This window comes from Trichormus variabilis 0441 (assembly GCF_009856605.1).
GTDB classification, from domain to species: Bacteria; Cyanobacteriota; Cyanobacteriia; order Cyanobacteriales; family Nostocaceae; genus Trichormus; species Trichormus variabilis.
Genome location: NZ_CP047242.1, coordinates 3,843,092 through 3,858,212, shown reverse-complemented (window position 1 = coordinate 3,858,212; position 15,121 = coordinate 3,843,092). Strand labels below are relative to the sequence as shown.

Annotated in this window: 15 protein-coding genes; 4 read left to right on the top strand and 11 right to left on the bottom strand. The window is 43.0% G+C overall.

The features are described from left to right. Positions 1 to 195: 195 nt before the first annotated feature. Positions 196 to 2,109: a GTPase family protein gene (locus GSQ19_RS15760; RefSeq protein WP_011318880.1), complete on the top strand. Its 1,914-nt coding sequence runs from the start codon at positions 196 to 198 to the stop codon at positions 2,107 to 2,109. A 3-nt stretch (positions 2,110 to 2,112) separates the two neighbouring features. Here the strand turns inward: GSQ19_RS15760 and GSQ19_RS15755 are convergent, their stop codons facing one another. Together GSQ19_RS15755 and GSQ19_RS15750 are read right to left on the bottom strand one after the other, a co-directional pair. Further along, positions 2,113 to 2,445 (bottom strand): Txe/YoeB family addiction module toxin, encoded by a 333-nt coding sequence (locus GSQ19_RS15755; protein ID WP_011318879.1) that lies wholly within the window; start codon positions 2,443 to 2,445, stop codon positions 2,113 to 2,115. 9 nt (positions 2,446 to 2,454) lie between these two features. Further along, complete coding sequence (locus GSQ19_RS15750) at positions 2,455 to 2,742, bottom strand: type II toxin-antitoxin system Phd/YefM family antitoxin (protein WP_011318878.1); 288 nt, start codon at positions 2,740 to 2,742, stop codon at positions 2,455 to 2,457. 541 nt (positions 2,743 to 3,283) lie between these two features. On the opposite strand from GSQ19_RS15750, the gene GSQ19_RS15745 reads away from it, so the two are divergent. After that, positions 3,284 to 3,580, top strand: coding sequence for a hypothetical protein (locus GSQ19_RS15745; protein WP_011318877.1), 297 nt, complete (start codon positions 3,284 to 3,286; stop codon positions 3,578 to 3,580). Between the two features lie 271 nt (positions 3,581 to 3,851). Here the strand turns inward: GSQ19_RS15745 and GSQ19_RS15740 are convergent, their stop codons facing one another. Next, a complete protein-coding gene (locus GSQ19_RS15740) occupies positions 3,852 to 4,340 on the bottom strand; it encodes a hypothetical protein (protein WP_011318876.1) in 489 nt (162 codons plus the stop codon). 164 nt (positions 4,341 to 4,504) lie between these two features. On the opposite strand from GSQ19_RS15740, the gene GSQ19_RS15735 reads away from it, so the two are divergent. Continuing rightward, positions 4,505 to 6,436, top strand: a complete 1,932-nt coding sequence (locus GSQ19_RS15735; RefSeq protein ID WP_011318875.1) for a serine/threonine protein kinase — start codon at positions 4,505 to 4,507, stop codon at positions 6,434 to 6,436. Between the two features lie 72 nt (positions 6,437 to 6,508). Here the strand turns inward: GSQ19_RS15735 and GSQ19_RS15730 are convergent, their stop codons facing one another. From GSQ19_RS15730 to glyA, 8 genes are all read right to left on the bottom strand, one after another. Next, positions 6,509 to 7,156, bottom strand: coding sequence for a hypothetical protein (locus tag GSQ19_RS15730; protein WP_011318874.1), 648 nt, complete (start codon positions 7,154 to 7,156; stop codon positions 6,509 to 6,511). 243 nt (positions 7,157 to 7,399) lie between these two features. Further along, the gene (trpA, locus tag GSQ19_RS15725) at positions 7,400 to 8,200 is read right to left on the bottom strand and encodes a tryptophan synthase subunit alpha (RefSeq protein ID WP_011318873.1); all 801 of its coding nucleotides are present in this window, start codon (positions 8,198 to 8,200) and stop codon (positions 7,400 to 7,402) included. A gap of 136 nt (positions 8,201 to 8,336) precedes the next feature. Next, positions 8,337 to 8,654 carry a DUF3007 family protein gene (locus tag GSQ19_RS15720; protein ID WP_011318872.1) on the bottom strand — a complete coding sequence of 106 codons (318 nt, stop codon included), beginning with the start codon at positions 8,652 to 8,654 and terminating at the stop codon, positions 8,337 to 8,339. A gap of 25 nt (positions 8,655 to 8,679) precedes the next feature. After that, on the bottom strand, positions 8,680 to 8,892 hold the full coding sequence (gene ndhL, locus GSQ19_RS15715; protein ID WP_011318871.1) for an NAD(P)H-quinone oxidoreductase subunit L: 213 nt from the start codon (positions 8,890 to 8,892) through the stop codon (positions 8,680 to 8,682). Positions 8,893 to 9,745: 853 nt separating this feature from the next. Next, complete coding sequence (locus GSQ19_RS15710) at positions 9,746 to 10,330, bottom strand: Uma2 family endonuclease (RefSeq protein ID WP_041456734.1); 585 nt, start codon at positions 10,328 to 10,330, stop codon at positions 9,746 to 9,748. 103 nt (positions 10,331 to 10,433) lie between these two features. After that, a complete protein-coding gene (locus GSQ19_RS15705) occupies positions 10,434 to 11,684 on the bottom strand; it encodes a competence/damage-inducible protein A (protein ID WP_011318869.1) in 1,251 nt (416 codons plus the stop codon). 55 nt (positions 11,685 to 11,739) lie between these two features. Further along, positions 11,740 to 12,786 (bottom strand): glycosyltransferase family 4 protein, encoded by a 1,047-nt coding sequence (locus GSQ19_RS15700; protein WP_011318868.1) that lies wholly within the window; start codon positions 12,784 to 12,786, stop codon positions 11,740 to 11,742. Positions 12,787 to 13,079: 293 nt separating this feature from the next. Then, the gene (gene glyA / locus GSQ19_RS15695; protein WP_011318867.1) at positions 13,080 to 14,363 is read right to left on the bottom strand and encodes a serine hydroxymethyltransferase; all 1,284 of its coding nucleotides are present in this window, start codon (positions 14,361 to 14,363) and stop codon (positions 13,080 to 13,082) included. A gap of 534 nt (positions 14,364 to 14,897) precedes the next feature. Here glyA and GSQ19_RS15690 point away from each other — a divergent pair. Continuing rightward, positions 14,898 to 15,095 (top strand): hypothetical protein, encoded by a 198-nt coding sequence (locus tag GSQ19_RS15690; protein ID WP_010998935.1) that lies wholly within the window; start codon positions 14,898 to 14,900, stop codon positions 15,093 to 15,095. Positions 15,096 to 15,121: the final 26 nt, after the last annotated feature.

Sequence of the window (15,121 nt, the reverse complement as noted above, 5' to 3'; positions counted from 1 at the left end):
TTTACTGATGACAATGCAGGCTCAAAAGCTCTGCTTGGCTCAAATAAGTTTCATCCCTCACCCGGTTTGTTAACTTATCGAGTATATATCTGCTAATTATTTCAATTTAAAAAGATTGATTCTTGGCTTATGTTCTCACCGCCTTTGGTTGAATGATAGCAGTACAGGAACTTTAATTAAGGTAGGTATTGAGCAATGGTACGTTTAAAACCGTGGCAGTGGGTGGTATTGGCAATGCCGATCGCCTCCATCATGATTTTCTTGTTAGTATCCGCAGGGATGCAGATTCATACTTGGGGAATAAGTTGGATTTGGGCTGTGTTTACCTTGGTATTTGTAGCTTGGCGTTGGTTGTTGGTGAAATGGACACAACCAGCCATCCGGCAAATAGAAGCTGCATTAGCCGAAGTTAAAGAAGAACTCAAATCTGCGGTGGAGGACACAACACCAAGCGTCAGCAGTGATAAGACACAACAAATAGAAGCAGCTTTACAAGAAATCCTGACAATTGCCCAAGGCGATCGCCCGATTTGGGAAGATTGGACAACATTTTGGCAAAGATGTCAAGATTTAGTTAGAGCGATCGCCCTGATTTATTATCCCCAGGTGCAGTATCCCTTACTAAATATCTACGTCCCCCAAGCTTACGGATTGATTCGGGGAACAGTCGATGACTTAGATCAGTGGATGCAGAAGTTATCACCAGCACTCAATCAGGTAACAATTGGGCAAGCATACCAAGCATACGAAGTGTATCGCAAACTAGAACCATCAGCGCGGAAGGTCTGGCGTGCATGGAATTGGGCGCAGTGGTTGTTAAATCCTGTGGCTGCGGCGGCTAACCGGGCAACTAAAGGCACAACTAATCAAGCAAATCAGCAATTATTGGTAAATTTAGGGCAATTACTGCGGGAAGCTGCTTTAAACAACTTGTGTCGCCAGGCGATCGCCCTCTACAGTGGAACTACAGTCAATATCTCCACAGCTACCATTTCTACCCCAACCTTACCAAAAACCAAAACTCAAACACTAGAAAACATCCTCGCACAAGCCCAACCAGTCGAGAAAGTTGCCCAGAAACCTGTAAATATTTTACTGGCAGGAAGAACGGGAGCAGGAAAAAGCAGTTTAATTAATACAATCTTTCAAAGTAATTTGGCAGAAGTGGATGTGTTACCCAGCACCGCCGAGATTCAAAATTACCACTGGCAAACCCAAGATGGGGAAACCTTGAATCTCTTAGATACACCAGGATACGAACAAGTCAAGCGGGGTGACTTACGAGATTTAGTATTAGAATATGCCACCAAAGCCGACTTATTACTGTTAGTCACCCCTGTACTTGACCCCGCCTTGCAAATGGATGTGGACTTTTTGCAAGAAATCAAAACCACAGTTGCAGACATCCCCGCGATCGCTGTAGTTACCCAAGTAGATCGCCTGCGTCCCATCCGTGAATGGCAACCGCCTTATGATTGGGAATTGGGTAACAGACCAAAGGAAATTGCCATCCGCGAAGCTACAGAGTATCGTGCTAAATTGTTAGGAGACTTTTGTAATCTAGTCATACCCGTTGTCACAGGTGATACAAAAACAGGTAGACTTGCTTGGGGAATAGAGGCTTTATCCTTGGGATTAATCCAGGCGATCGCCCCAGCCAAACAACTCAGACTCGCCCGCTTTTTGCGTAACCTAGAAGCCCGTACTGTAGCTGCTGCCAAAATCATTGACCACTACACATTGCAAATGGCAACCACCCAAGGATTGACAGCATTACTCAAAAGTCCTGTGCTTCAGTTCATTTCTACCATTTCCACTGGTTCCCCAACTTTAGCTTACCTACTAGCAGAACAAATCCCCGTAGAACAGTTACCCATCGTCATTGGTAAACTGCAAATGGCTTATGATTTATTCTCACTATTAAAAACAGAAGAATCCAGCACCCTCAACTTTGACCTCTTATCTCTATGGCCGCTACTTTTAGAAAACCCCACCACACCCGACCGCAACGCTTGGGCTTTTGGTCATGCAGTAGTTGAATATTGGACTCAAAATTTAACAGTTGAACAATTGCGGCAGCGTTTCGACTATTATTTACAGCAAGTTTGAGAATCAGCGATCGCTATAGTGATACCGAGCTTGAATAAACTCAATTCGGCTATCAGTAACGACATAAACAATCCGGTCAGTCTGATTAATTCGGCGCGACCAAACGTTTGCATCCCGATATTTTAATGGTTCAGGGTTGCCTGTTCCTTGAAAGGGATTGCGTCTAATCTCTTCTACTAAAGATAATACGCGGAGTGCAGTCTTTCTATTTGTCTCTACCCAATAGGTAAGGTCTTCCAAAAATCTCTTATCAAAAACAAGGTCGCGTTCTGAATTATTTTCTAGGGAAACTTCAGATGGAGAAAGGGGTTCTGGTTCTAAATTATCTGAAGACATCGAATTTAGTTACTCTTCTTCATAAAGTCCAAATTCCTGGCGGAGTTCATCTATGGTTTGCGGATGATTCGTCTTAGCCTTCACTCGCTGTAAAGCATCTAGAAGTCGTGCGGCATTTTCAGGTGATTGAAATAAGTATGCTGTTTCTATAATGCTATTAAGTTCCGCAGTAGGAATTACAGACACACTTTCGGCACCTTCACGATTAACAATCACAGGTTCACGGCTATTAACTGCTTCTTCATAAATTTTGTCAAAATTATTACACGCCTCTGTATAGTTTGTTTGGCTAGGCATTTGTTATTCCTCTAGTTATCTATTAGTCTTTGGTGGAAGTTGACTATAGAGTTTTTGCATCCTCAATTTCTTTGGGCGGTGAATAGTTGATTCAAGGATGCTTACAGAATATTTTAGCTAAATCTTGCCGCAAATCTTTTGCGCGCGATTGTATGACCGACCTCCATCGGCGATCGTTTGAAATCTCTCTAATGGAAACCGCCCATACAGCAATATAGTTGGCTTACGGAGGAGAGGAACGAAAGAGATCAGGCGATCGTATTTTCATATCGTTAAATAGTAGTATAGGAATCCGATTTGATTATTGAAAATATCTAAGTATCTGTAGGGTGGGCATTGCCCACCACAACCATGATAAGGTGGGCAATGCCCACCCTACGTATATTTCAGAAATCAAATACTAGTCCTATATTTATATATACTTCAGGGAAAAAATGAATATTTATGATACTTATGGGTTTAAATCAAAAGATTTAGATAAAGTAAAAAAACTTTTGAAAAAGTAGTAAAAGTTACTTTAGAAAAGCATGAAAGTAATTATATGGGTGGAATTTACTACTTTCAAGATCAAACTCATAAAGAAAATTACACGCTACGAAGTAATTATTCTCATGAAGAAGGCTGGACTGAAGAAGACCATAAAGATTTAGGAGTGATATTATACATTTCTCGCTCTCAACGATCTGACGAATTACGTACTTTACTGTTAAATAGTTTTCTTGATGATGTTTTATTTATTGAAAGGATTGTTATTACAAGAGATAGAATTTACCAAAAATATCAATATATAGATGGTAAGGACAAGCTTGTTTTTGAAAGTAACCTTAGTTCGATGTAAGGATAGTTTTGAAAAATAGTCGATTTTATTATTTAAAAATATCTAAAAGCCATGACCGCGCAATAAAGCTATGCCGCACTGGCTCTTAAATACTTTGGGATAGTAAGCTTTGACCATTTGAAGATAGTTTGTGGTTGTGCGAGTGTTAGCAGTTATCATGGCAGAAAGTGAAAAGTATTAAATTAGCGATCGCCCACCAAAGTCTGCACAAGAGAAAATAAACCAACAAGTTCTATGACTTATTGGGCTACGCTAGGCGATCGCAACATCCCTACCCTTCTGGTAAAGTCGCAAACACTTGCTCAACTAATTCCTTAGTCTTCACTTCCAAACGCTGCCAATCGACCTCACCTGTTTCATCAATTAAACTAGTATCAATATCAACCAACTCACTCCCAGAAGTGTAATTACGGAAACACACCTGATAACACAGTTCCCACAAATCGATACTGGCACTTTGGTCTTGACGTTGCAAACATAAATGATATCCTGGGTGGGGCATTGGCAGTTTAGCCAAAGTTTCCCTGATGGCATCAGCCTGTTCTAAGGTTGCAGATTCCATTTCCTGCAATAACTGCGTCACCAAAGTTTTAGTTTCATCTGTGGTGTTGGGGGGCCAAATTAATACATCTTGGTAAGTTCCTTTCCAAGCAGATTCATCTAGCTGCTTGCGGAGATTATCGACAACGCGAATAAAAGCAGGCTGCATGAGGAGTTCGGCCTGGTGCCAGGTATCTTGGTTTGTTATTCTGGGTGGCATTGGTAATTAACAAAGGCACTAAAAGAAAAATTTACAGTCTTGTTTATTAAAAAGATTGCTTATATAGTCCAAATCTTTTATCAAGATAGCGGATTTCATGTAAAAAAAATTGGAGATATTTATTACCATCGGCGAAATCTAGGTAATAACTCTGGGGAGAGAATATGATTGGCAAGCTACTAGATCATCGATACCAAGTAATTAGAGTCCTGGCAATAGGGGGATTTGGTCAAACTTATATTGCTCAGGATACCCGACGGCCAGGCAACCCCACCTGTGTTGTCAAGCACCTCAAGCCTGCCACATCTGACCCCAGAGTATTTGAAACAGCCAAGCGCCTCTTCAACAGCGAAGCCGAAACTTTAGAAAATCTGGGTCATCATGACCAAATACCCAGGTTACTGGCTTATTTTGACGAAAATCAAGAATTTTATTTAGTCCAAGAGTTTATTGACGGACATACCCTGACAGAAGAACTTATCCCTGGCAATCGTTGGAGTGAAAGCCAAGTTACTCACCTGTTGCAAGAAGTTTTGAGTATCTTGGAATTTGTCCATCATCAAGGTGTGATTCACCGCGATATTAAGCCAGATAACATCATCCGCCGCACTGCTGATAATAAGTTAGTTTTAGTAGATTTCGGGGCTGTTAAACAATTGCGTACCCAACTGGTGACAGTGGGAGGACAACCTACTGCTACCGTGGCCATTGGTACTCCTGGCTATATGCCTACAGAACAAGGGCAAGGTAGACCACGACCTAACAGCGATATTTATGCTTTGGGGATTATCGCTATTCAAGCCTTAACGGGTATTTCACCCACAGAGTTACAAGAAGACCCCCAAACAGGAGAACTGATTTGGCGGCATTTGGTGAATGTGAGCGATCGCCTGGCAGTAGTCTTAAATAAAATGGTGCGCTATCACTTTAAAGACCGTTACCAAACTGCCACAGAAGCTTTACAAGCCTTACAAAATGCTCTTAATCCTGTATCTGTAGCTGTATCCTCTACACCAGCAAAGCCTTTTAATAGCTCCTACTATCAACCAGCTAAACCATCATCCCCTGTCTCTCGTCAGCAAACTGTAGCCGTTGCACCAACAAACCCAGTTGTTACCAAACCCGGACGTAAAGACTCTCACAAATCTGACCCATTACCTCTGTTAATTGGGATTGTATTGGCGGGTGGCGCGGCTGCGTTAGTAGCTAACTTTTATCCCAATGTGAAAAATTTTGCTGCTAATGTTTTGGGTAATAATGCTACATCAGGAAATAAATGCCTGGCTGTAGTAGCGGGTAATTCTAATATCCGTTCTGAACCTAGTTCCATTAACACTGATACGGTTTTACAAACTATTGGTGTTAATACTAACTTTGAGGTCACAGGTAAACGCACAAAAAGAGGTTGGGTAGAAATAAAATTTAATTCTAGTCGTTTGGCTTGGGCGCATTCGGATGTAATTATTAATAATCAACAGTGGATTTCTTGCCTACGGGATAAAGGCATTGCGTTGAAAACGGTTGATGATAGTACTTTGATTGCTGCTAGACCAGTACCCAAACGCCAACCGAAATTAGACCCTTTTATTAATTCAGCACCACAACCAGAAGATTCCCCAGATTCTCAGCCAACGGAAGCAGCACAACCCCAAACAGACACCACTAAAGTTGTGGAACAAGCCAGGAGGAAGTATGAATCAGGGGATTTAGTCGGGGCGATCGCCATGCTAAGATCAATCCCGGCAAATGCTTCTGCTGGTATTAAAGAAACCAGTGCCATGATTAATCAGTGGCAGCAAGATTGGCAAAAAGCTGATGCCTTGTTTAATGACATCAACAAAGCCCTAGAAGATGGTCAATGGGATAAAGTTTTAGAATACAAAAATCAGCCAGAAAAGTTACCTAACATTAAATACTGGCGAGATAAACTAGAACCTATATTCAAACAAGCCGCCGAAAATATAGCCAAACAAGCACTCCCCAAGACAGAAAATCAAGGGGAGCTAAATAATTCTATGGAAGAATCACCCAAGAATGAGGAAGAATCTACCAATGAAACACCTAGTTCTTCAGAACTTCCTCAAGGTGGTTATTAATTAAGCAGTAGGGAGTAGGAGAGAAGGAGAGAGATTAAGTATTATTCCTCCTGCCCCCTGCCCCCTGCCTTCTTACCTCATTTCGTCATACTCATGAGCTTCCACCCTTCTTGTTTCCATCCCTGCTGGGGGTAGGAATTCAGCCCTACGTACAGGAACCAATGGTGGTGTAGGGCCTTGGTATGGGTGAATAACTTGTACTGTACGGGTGGGGCGTGAACGTGGTGAGAATAAAGACAGTACACCGGCGACGACAATACCACCGCCAATTGTCAAAGTTGCTCCACCAACAGCCCAGACCATAGGTGAATTCCACCAAGAGCTTTGGGGTTGTAATGCAGCAGATGCTACCCTTTGAGTATTTTGTTGGGCTAACTGCATCTGCTGGCTATTGTTCCAGTTTTGGAATTGGAATTGGAGTTGTTGGTTTTGCGCTCTTAGTTGTTCGTTGTCACTCTTTAAGCGTTCAAAATCCATTTTTAAGCGTTCTAATTCCACGGTTTGCACAGGATTTGGTGCGGCTGGTTGTGGGTTAGAATATGGTGCTTGCCCGTAAGGTGGGTATTGGGGCGGCAGCACCTGGGGCGCTACTAAGTTAGCCGGCATTTGTGAAGCCACACCAAAGTTAGGCTGTAGGGAATTACCTGTCCCTCTGAGCATCAAGAGAGCCGCCAGTCCAGCCACGGCGACACCGCCGATAAATGCCATACTTTCACTCATCGCCTTTACCCCTCATCTGCGATGTAAATTCCATAACGTTTGACTGACCTACTCTCACACTCATAATCTTTTAGCCTACTTAATTCACATAATACCCAAAATATTAAGCTGTTGTTTCAGCTAGTTTTTTTACAGATGAATATTCTGATGATAATATTCAAGACCATAAATGTTAAATTGTCCACAAAATAGGTGTAAAAAAACTACACCGTTATACTTTTGTAATCTAATTTATCGTAATCATCAAGATGTTTTGATGGCTGCCTTCAGACTTTGACAAAATTCCGCGATCGCACTGAGTCCTTCTGCTGGTGTTCCTGTGGCTAGGCGTTGGACAAAAGCGCTACCCACAATAGCGGCATCTGCTCCCCAATCTCTCACCTGAGTTGCTTGTGCGGGTTGAGATATGCCAAAACCAACACCGAGGGGTTTATCGGTTACTTGCCGAACTTTTTGTAATAAATCAAGCACACGCCCTTCTACTTGCGATCGCATCCCGGTAACACCTGTGACACTAACCAAATAGATAAATCCTTGTGATGAACGAGCGATCGCTTCTATTCTCTCAGATGAACTTGTAGGGGCAATCAACAGAATTAAATCAATCCCCCGTTCAGTAGCGGGTTTAAGTAGTCCTGCGGCTTCTTCTAAGGGTAAATCCGGTACTACCAAGCCGGCGACACCAGCAGCAGCAACTTGCTCAAGGAAATTGTCAATCCCTCGGTGCAGAATAGAATTGTAATAAGTAAATAAAACAATCGGTGCTTGCAAACTGGGTGTGGTGACTTTTAACATTTCCAGCACACTTTCCAGTTTTGTGCCATTTTGTAAAGCACGAGTAGCGGCTGCTTGAATTACTGGCCCATCTGCCAAAGGATCGGAGTAAGGAATGCCTAATTCAATTATGTCAGCACCATTACTATCTAAAATCTTTAAGGCGGCAGCCGTAGTTTCTAAATCAGGATCACCAGCAGTAATAAACGGAATCAGCGCACACTCTTGATTCTGTTTGAGGGTTTCAAAGCGATCGGAAATTGCGGTCATTAGTCAGTGATCAGTAGTCAGTGGTCAGTAGTCAATAGTAACAAACAACTGACCACCGTAAGACTTCCGCCCCGACAACACCTTCTGAGAAATTTTCAATTACGAATTATTTTGGTGTTGACCTAGCCGCAGGCTATCACGAATTAATCTGAGCTTGTTTCTCTTGTTCAATCTCAGCTTGAATCTTGGCTAATTCTTCAGGAGTTAATTCGTCTAGCCGTTTTTGGAAGAAAGCTTGTTCATAATCTTCCCGTTGTTGATGGTAGGTCAAATTTTTTCCCACCGCACGCAAGACATAGGTGGCTAACCAGCCAATCAAACCAATGACTAGTAAAACTTGGCTCCAAATACCAGCTTGTTGACCATCTAAACCGAATAGCTGGAATCCTAGATATGCCAAACCACCGACAATGAAAATGCCGATGCCAATTCCAATAGCGTCAATACGTCGCATGAGATTTATGACCTACCAATCTTGATTAAACTTCGATTTTGCGTGGACGGGGGCGCAGGTTTACGAATGGGGATAAAACCAATAGCCCCGGAAAGAACAAGAACACTAGAAAATACATAAAGGTGCGCTCAACAGAGCTAACCACATACCAGCGCTGCTTTAAGTAAAACATTAAAGCAACAGGGACAACTAATAAGTAAGCTCCGGCTAAAGCCAGATATAGCAGGGGTACAATCATAAATCCTTGTCTTTGAGTGGATCAGATCAATTGGTGCATCTATTTTCCATCATAGGCTGAACTGAAAGCCTGGAGACACCATAACTATTGGGCTTTTAAATGAGTCCAGCAAAAATTCCTGATTCTTGCTGATCAAAATTATAAGATAATGCTACAATGGCAAAGCCAGTAAAGAAGCAGTTTTCTTGTCAGGCAAAGATTGAAGATGCTAAGTCTAGTTAATTGCGAGGAAGCATAAGCAACTCTCAGCTAGCAACAGCAGATTTCTCAAGGGAGATAAAAATTTTTCAATCCAGTTGGACAAAATACGCATTTAATGGTGGAATATATGAGGGGGTATTTGCTGCCTCCAAAATATAGCAAGCTCCCAAGACAACGGGGGGGTGTGGCGGAATGGTAGACGCTACGGACTTAAATAATTGAGCCTTAAAGAAGAAATTCTTTAAGTGGATGCTCTCAAACTCAGGGAAACCTAAATCTAGTTATAGACAAGGCAATCCTGAGCCAAGCCGAAGTAGTAATTAGTAAGTTAACAATAGATGACTTACAACTAATCGGAAGGTGCAGAGACTCGACGGGAGCTACCCTAACGTCAAGACGAGGGTAAAGAGAGAGTCCAATTCTCAAAGCCAATAGGCAGTAGCGAAAGCTGCAAGAGAATGAAAATCCGTTGACCTTAAACGGTCGTGTGGGTTCAAGTCCCTCCACCCCCATAAGAGCAAGTTACTATGACTTTACCCATAACTTTACCGCTACGGCAATCTTATGGGTTTTGAAAGCTTTTTTTGAGTTTGGATAGTGCCAAAGTTAGCAATCATTAATTGCCATTTGGGTCGTAGGTAATAATTCGATACTATCCCCCATTTTCTGGTTCGAGGGTTAAACCGCGATAGACTTTTTCAATGGGGAAATTGAGGTTAATGCTTTTGAGTTCGATAGTGTCGCCTGGTTTGTAGTTGATAATCAACCAATCGCCTGCATCGTTTTTGTGATACAGGTCGATTTCGACGCTAGTAGAACTGACTAGTAGGTAATCGATCAAAGCTGGGTTTTGGCGGTACATTCGGAATTTGCCGCCTCTGTCGTAGGCTTCGGTAGTTTTTGAGAGGACTTCGACGATTAAGCAAGGGTAGGTAATATATTGAGTTGTGGTTTGATCGCGAACGTCGCAGGTAACGCTGGCATCTGGGTAGGTATAGTTATTACTGCCAAAGATATTGACTTTGATATCAGAATTTCCAGTGATGCAACCTGTATTTTGTAAGTGGCTGTCGAACATGGCGGTGAAGCGGATGGCGATACGCCCGTGATTGACGCTACCGCCAGTCATGGCGTAAACTTCGCCGTTGATATACTCGTGTTTTTCTAGCTGCTGTTCTTCCCAAATAAAGTATTCTTGTGGGGTTAGCTGGGGGGCTTTGTCTTTGGCTGCGATCATTTTTTTGGTGAGAATTATGTTAGGTAAAGTTGTTGTCTGACGAGATACCCGGATTCGGTGATATACTCCCACACTTACAGTTTGCACCAAGTGTGGGAGTATATCACCTTGTCAACAAGCGCCGCCGTAGCAAATCCAGGGCTGTACAAGCACTTAAATGACGAATAAAAGAGCGATCGCGCATTGTACCAAAATTATATTTAAAGCTTGTCACTTCATCCCCTGGCCCAGCTAACCCGATATAAACCAAACCCACAGGCTTAGTTTCTGTCCCTCCGTTTGGGCCAGCAATCCCCGTAATACTCAATGCCCAAGTTGTTGATAAACGGGTTTTTACACCTATAGCCATTTGTTCGGCTACAGTATCGCTGACTGCGCCTAATTTGTCTAAATCTTCTGGGTTCACTCCTAACAACCCAGCCTTCACCGAGTTGTCGTAAGAAATTACCCCACCCCAAAAGTAATCAGAACTACCGGAAATCTCCGTCAACATTTGCCCCAACAAACCACCAGTACAGGATTCTGCTACCGATAAGGTTTCCCCTGAACTCCGCAATAACTCACCGACAACGGAAGCTAAACTATCATGATTGACACCATAAAAATCTAAGCCAGCAATGTCTTTAATTTGCTTCTCCACTGGTGCAATCAAAGCCTCTGCGGCTACTTCTGAAGGGGCTTTTGCCGAAACACGTAGCCTGACTTCTCCCTTCCCGGCGTAGGGAGCTACCGTAGGGTTAGGTAAGTTTAAATAAGCTGTCACCTTTTCTGCTAATGCAGATTCACCAATTCCCCAAAACTTGAGACTGCGACTATAAATAATCTCTTGACCCCAGCCTTGATTTTTGAGAAATGGTACTGCTGTTTCTTGCCACATCCGGTGCATTTCACTAGGCACACCAGGAAAGGTAAAAATTGTCATATCAGGACGAGGTTCCCAGATGATACCAGGAGCTGTCCCAGTGGGATTCGGTAATATGTCTGCGCCTTGAGGAATCAAAGCTTGTTTGCGGTTACTTGGTGTCATCACTCGACCGCGTTGAGCAAATTTCTGCGTAATATCTTCGATAATTTCGGGACTTTCTACCAAAGGCGAACCGAAAAAATCAGCGATGGTTTCACAAGTCAGGTCATCTGGTGTAGGGCCTAGACCACCTGTAAAAATCAGAATATTAGCCCTGGAAATAGCAATTTCTATAACTTGCTTAATTCGGTCTGGATTATCCCCAACTACCGTTTGATGGTAATGGGGGATACCTAACTGGGCTAGTTGCTGTGCTAAATATTGAGCATTTCCGTTGAGGATGTCACCTAAAAGCAGTTCAGTACCAACACAAATAATTTCTGCACTCATGTAATTTAAGGAAAAAGGCAAAAGATGCTAATACTACTTTATTGCTTTTACCTTTTCACTTTTGCTGAGAAACCCTCCAAGCTCGCCAAATAACGTAACTTAACAGGGATGTTGAACCACAAGCGTAAGCAATACTGCTAGGTACACCAGCCACAACTAACGCTAAACTCCCCACCCACAGAGTTAAGGAATAAATAAACAAAACCGTCCAGCGATGAGATAAACCAGCTTGTAGTAATCGGTGGTGGAGGTGGCGTTTATCTGCAACCCAAGGCAATTTCCCTCGGCGGATGCGAGACAGAATCACGGCTGACATATCCACAATGGGAACTGCCAGAATTAAATAAGGCAAAATAACAGCTGTAAAAGCCGGAATTTTTACCAAACCAATCACACCCACAGCCGCCAAGGTGAAGCCCATAAAATAGGAACCACCATCACCCATAAAGATTTGCGCGGGGTTGAAATTGTAACGGAGAAATCCCAAGGCTGCGCCAGCTAAGGCGGCTGCAATTAAAGCTGCTGCTGGTTGGTGCATAAACAAAGACACAAGCAACATAACCACAGCCGCAATTCCCGATACTCCAGCTGCTAACCCATCTAGACCATCAATCCAGTTGATGGCATTTACCATGCCTACCAACCATATAACGGTGATGGGCAAACTGAGGAAATTCAGGTCAACAATTCCCATTGTGGGGATGCTGATGAAATCTATGCTGACACCGGCTTTCCATGCACCAGCCGCAACAATCATTTGTATTAACAAGCGCCCCAAGGGAGATAGGGTTAATAAATCGTCGGCTAGACCGATGAGAAAAAAGCCTAAACCACCTAAGATAACACCCCAAATTTGCCATTCTTTTTCTGGTGAGAGATTGTTAAACCCACCTAGCCACCAAACGACCATTAAGGAGATTATTGTACCTGCGAAGATAGAAACTCCTCCCAGACGCACCATCGGACGGTCATGGATTTTGCGATCGCCAGGGCGGTCAACACGTCCACTTTTTATACCAATTTTTCTGACATCGGGCGTAGTCCAGAGAACGACTACTGCCGCTACCAAGAAGGCAATCAGATGATAAATCTGAGCAGGCATCTGTATTTTTAATGAGTAGTTTATGAAACAAAAATGTGATGAGGGAGGTTTCCTACTTATTTTTACTATATTTCAGACCCTGATCAGTCAGGAATTTGGGAATGGGGGCTGGGGAACTCAATTCAAAATTCAAAATACCCTACGGGTTCGCGTAGCGTTCTCGTACCCCTATGGGGAAGCAAGCTACGCGTTAGCGTCTCCGAAGGAGAAGAGTAGGCTACGCCAACAAAATTCAAAAACTCTTGAGGGGTGAGGAATGAGAGAAGAATTTTTCCCTCATCCCTCTTCAATCCCTAAGCTAAGACTGGTACAGGAATTTCCAAGTGTGGATATAAGGGGAAGCGATCGCACAATGCGGCTACCCGGCGTTTACAATCTTGGGCGACTGTGTCTGAATCTGGGTTGAGTAGGCGATCGGCGATAATATTACCAATTTCGGTAAATTCTGCCTCTCCCATTCCTCGTGTAGTCATAGCTGGGGAACCCAAGCGCAAACCACTGGTAACAAATGGTGATTGGGGATCGAAGGGAACCGTATTTTTATTAGCGGTGATATTTACTTCACTCACTAACTGGTCTGCTCGTTTACCTGTCATGTTCACAGACCGTAAATCTACGAGCATTAGGTGGTTATCCGTACCATCGGATACAAGCTTTAATCCACGATTCTGGAGTTGATTTGCCAAAGCACGAGCATTCTCAATTACTTGGGCTGAATAGCCTTGAAATTCTGGCTTTAAGGCTTCACCAAAAGCAACTGCTTTCCCAGCAATTACGTGTTCTAACGGTCCCCCTTGGCTTCCAGGAAAAACGGATTTATCCAATTTTTTACCGAGTTCTGCGTCACCGGTCAAAATTAAACCACCTCTGGGGCCACGGAGGGTTTTATGGGTGGTAGTTGTGACGACGTGACAGTAAGGTATGGGGTCGGGGTGCAGTCCACTTGCGACTAAACCGGCAATGTGGGCAATATCCGCCAGCAAATACGCGCCAACTTCATCGGCGATGCTGCGGAACTTTTCAAAGTCAATAATTCGGGGATAAGCAGAATAACCACAAATCAAAAGCTTAGGACGCTCCCTCAGCGCCAGCTCACGAATTTGGTCATAGTCTAGTTGTTCTGTTTGTTGACTGACACCGTAGTGGCAAACTTGGAACCACTTACCGGAAACGTTTACCGGGGAACCGTGGGTGAGGTGTCCACCATGAGACAAATCCATCCCCATGATTTTGTCTCCTGGTGCGAGTAAAGTCAGGAAAACAGCAAAATTGGCTTGTGCGCCGGAATGGGGTTGGACGTTGGCATGAGCGGCACCAAATAGCTGTTTAGCGCGGTCAATGGCTATTTGCTCGATTTTATCGATAAACTCACAACCACCGTAGTAGCGCTTACCTGGCAGCCCCTCAGCGTATTTATTTGTCAGTACCGAACCCTGAGCCGCCAAGACAGCCGCCGAGGTAAAGTTTTCACTGGCGATTAACTCCAAGTGGTCCCGTTGACGTTGGAGTTCTTGATTAATCAATCCGGCGATCGCTGGATCAGAATTAGTGAGAAAATCTGAATTTGTTCTAGTCACTTTAACTATACCTAATGGAAATTTGTACAACAGTTGATTTTGTTTGAGCGCAGCACATAACTTAGAGCCACCAATCAAGATTTCTATCTATTTTGGCTACTGTACATATCCGATGAACGCATCTGTACCATTGACTTTTATTTATGCTGATTTATTTATTATTAGCTCCCAGATTGGTTAATGGGATAACCATCATTTGCCTCTTTCCGGAAATATGAATTATAAATACTCTCCATCATTCAATACATCAGTGGGACGAATACTACTAGCTTGATTCAGCTTCTTTGTCAAAAGGAATAATAATTTATATATGAGTGTTCACCCAAAGAGTTAATCTCTGAGATATACAACATACAATAAATTCAGACTCACTTGGCAATTTTTTATGAATAAAATTTTCCCCAAAAATGGTGCTGAACTAAGAGTCTGCCAAGTTACCTGCTGCAAAAAAAAGTATGGATCGGATACATTTATTCACTAATCACTACTCAACCCTAACTTTGATCCATTTGAGGAGTTACAGGAGGAGATGAGATGCTAGTCATTTTAATGGAAGATCAAATCCTCGCCCCTGAGAGAGTTTGTCCATCTTGTTTACTCGCTAACGGCAGTGGTCAACCTCGATGGCGCGGTGGTAAGCTCACCTGTGGTCAAGCTATTAGTCAACTAGCCCAAGAGCAACCAGAGCAGTACGAATGTCTCATGGGTTTTCGTGTTGCCCATATAGAATAATCATAATTGCTAGTAATGCTGAGTAA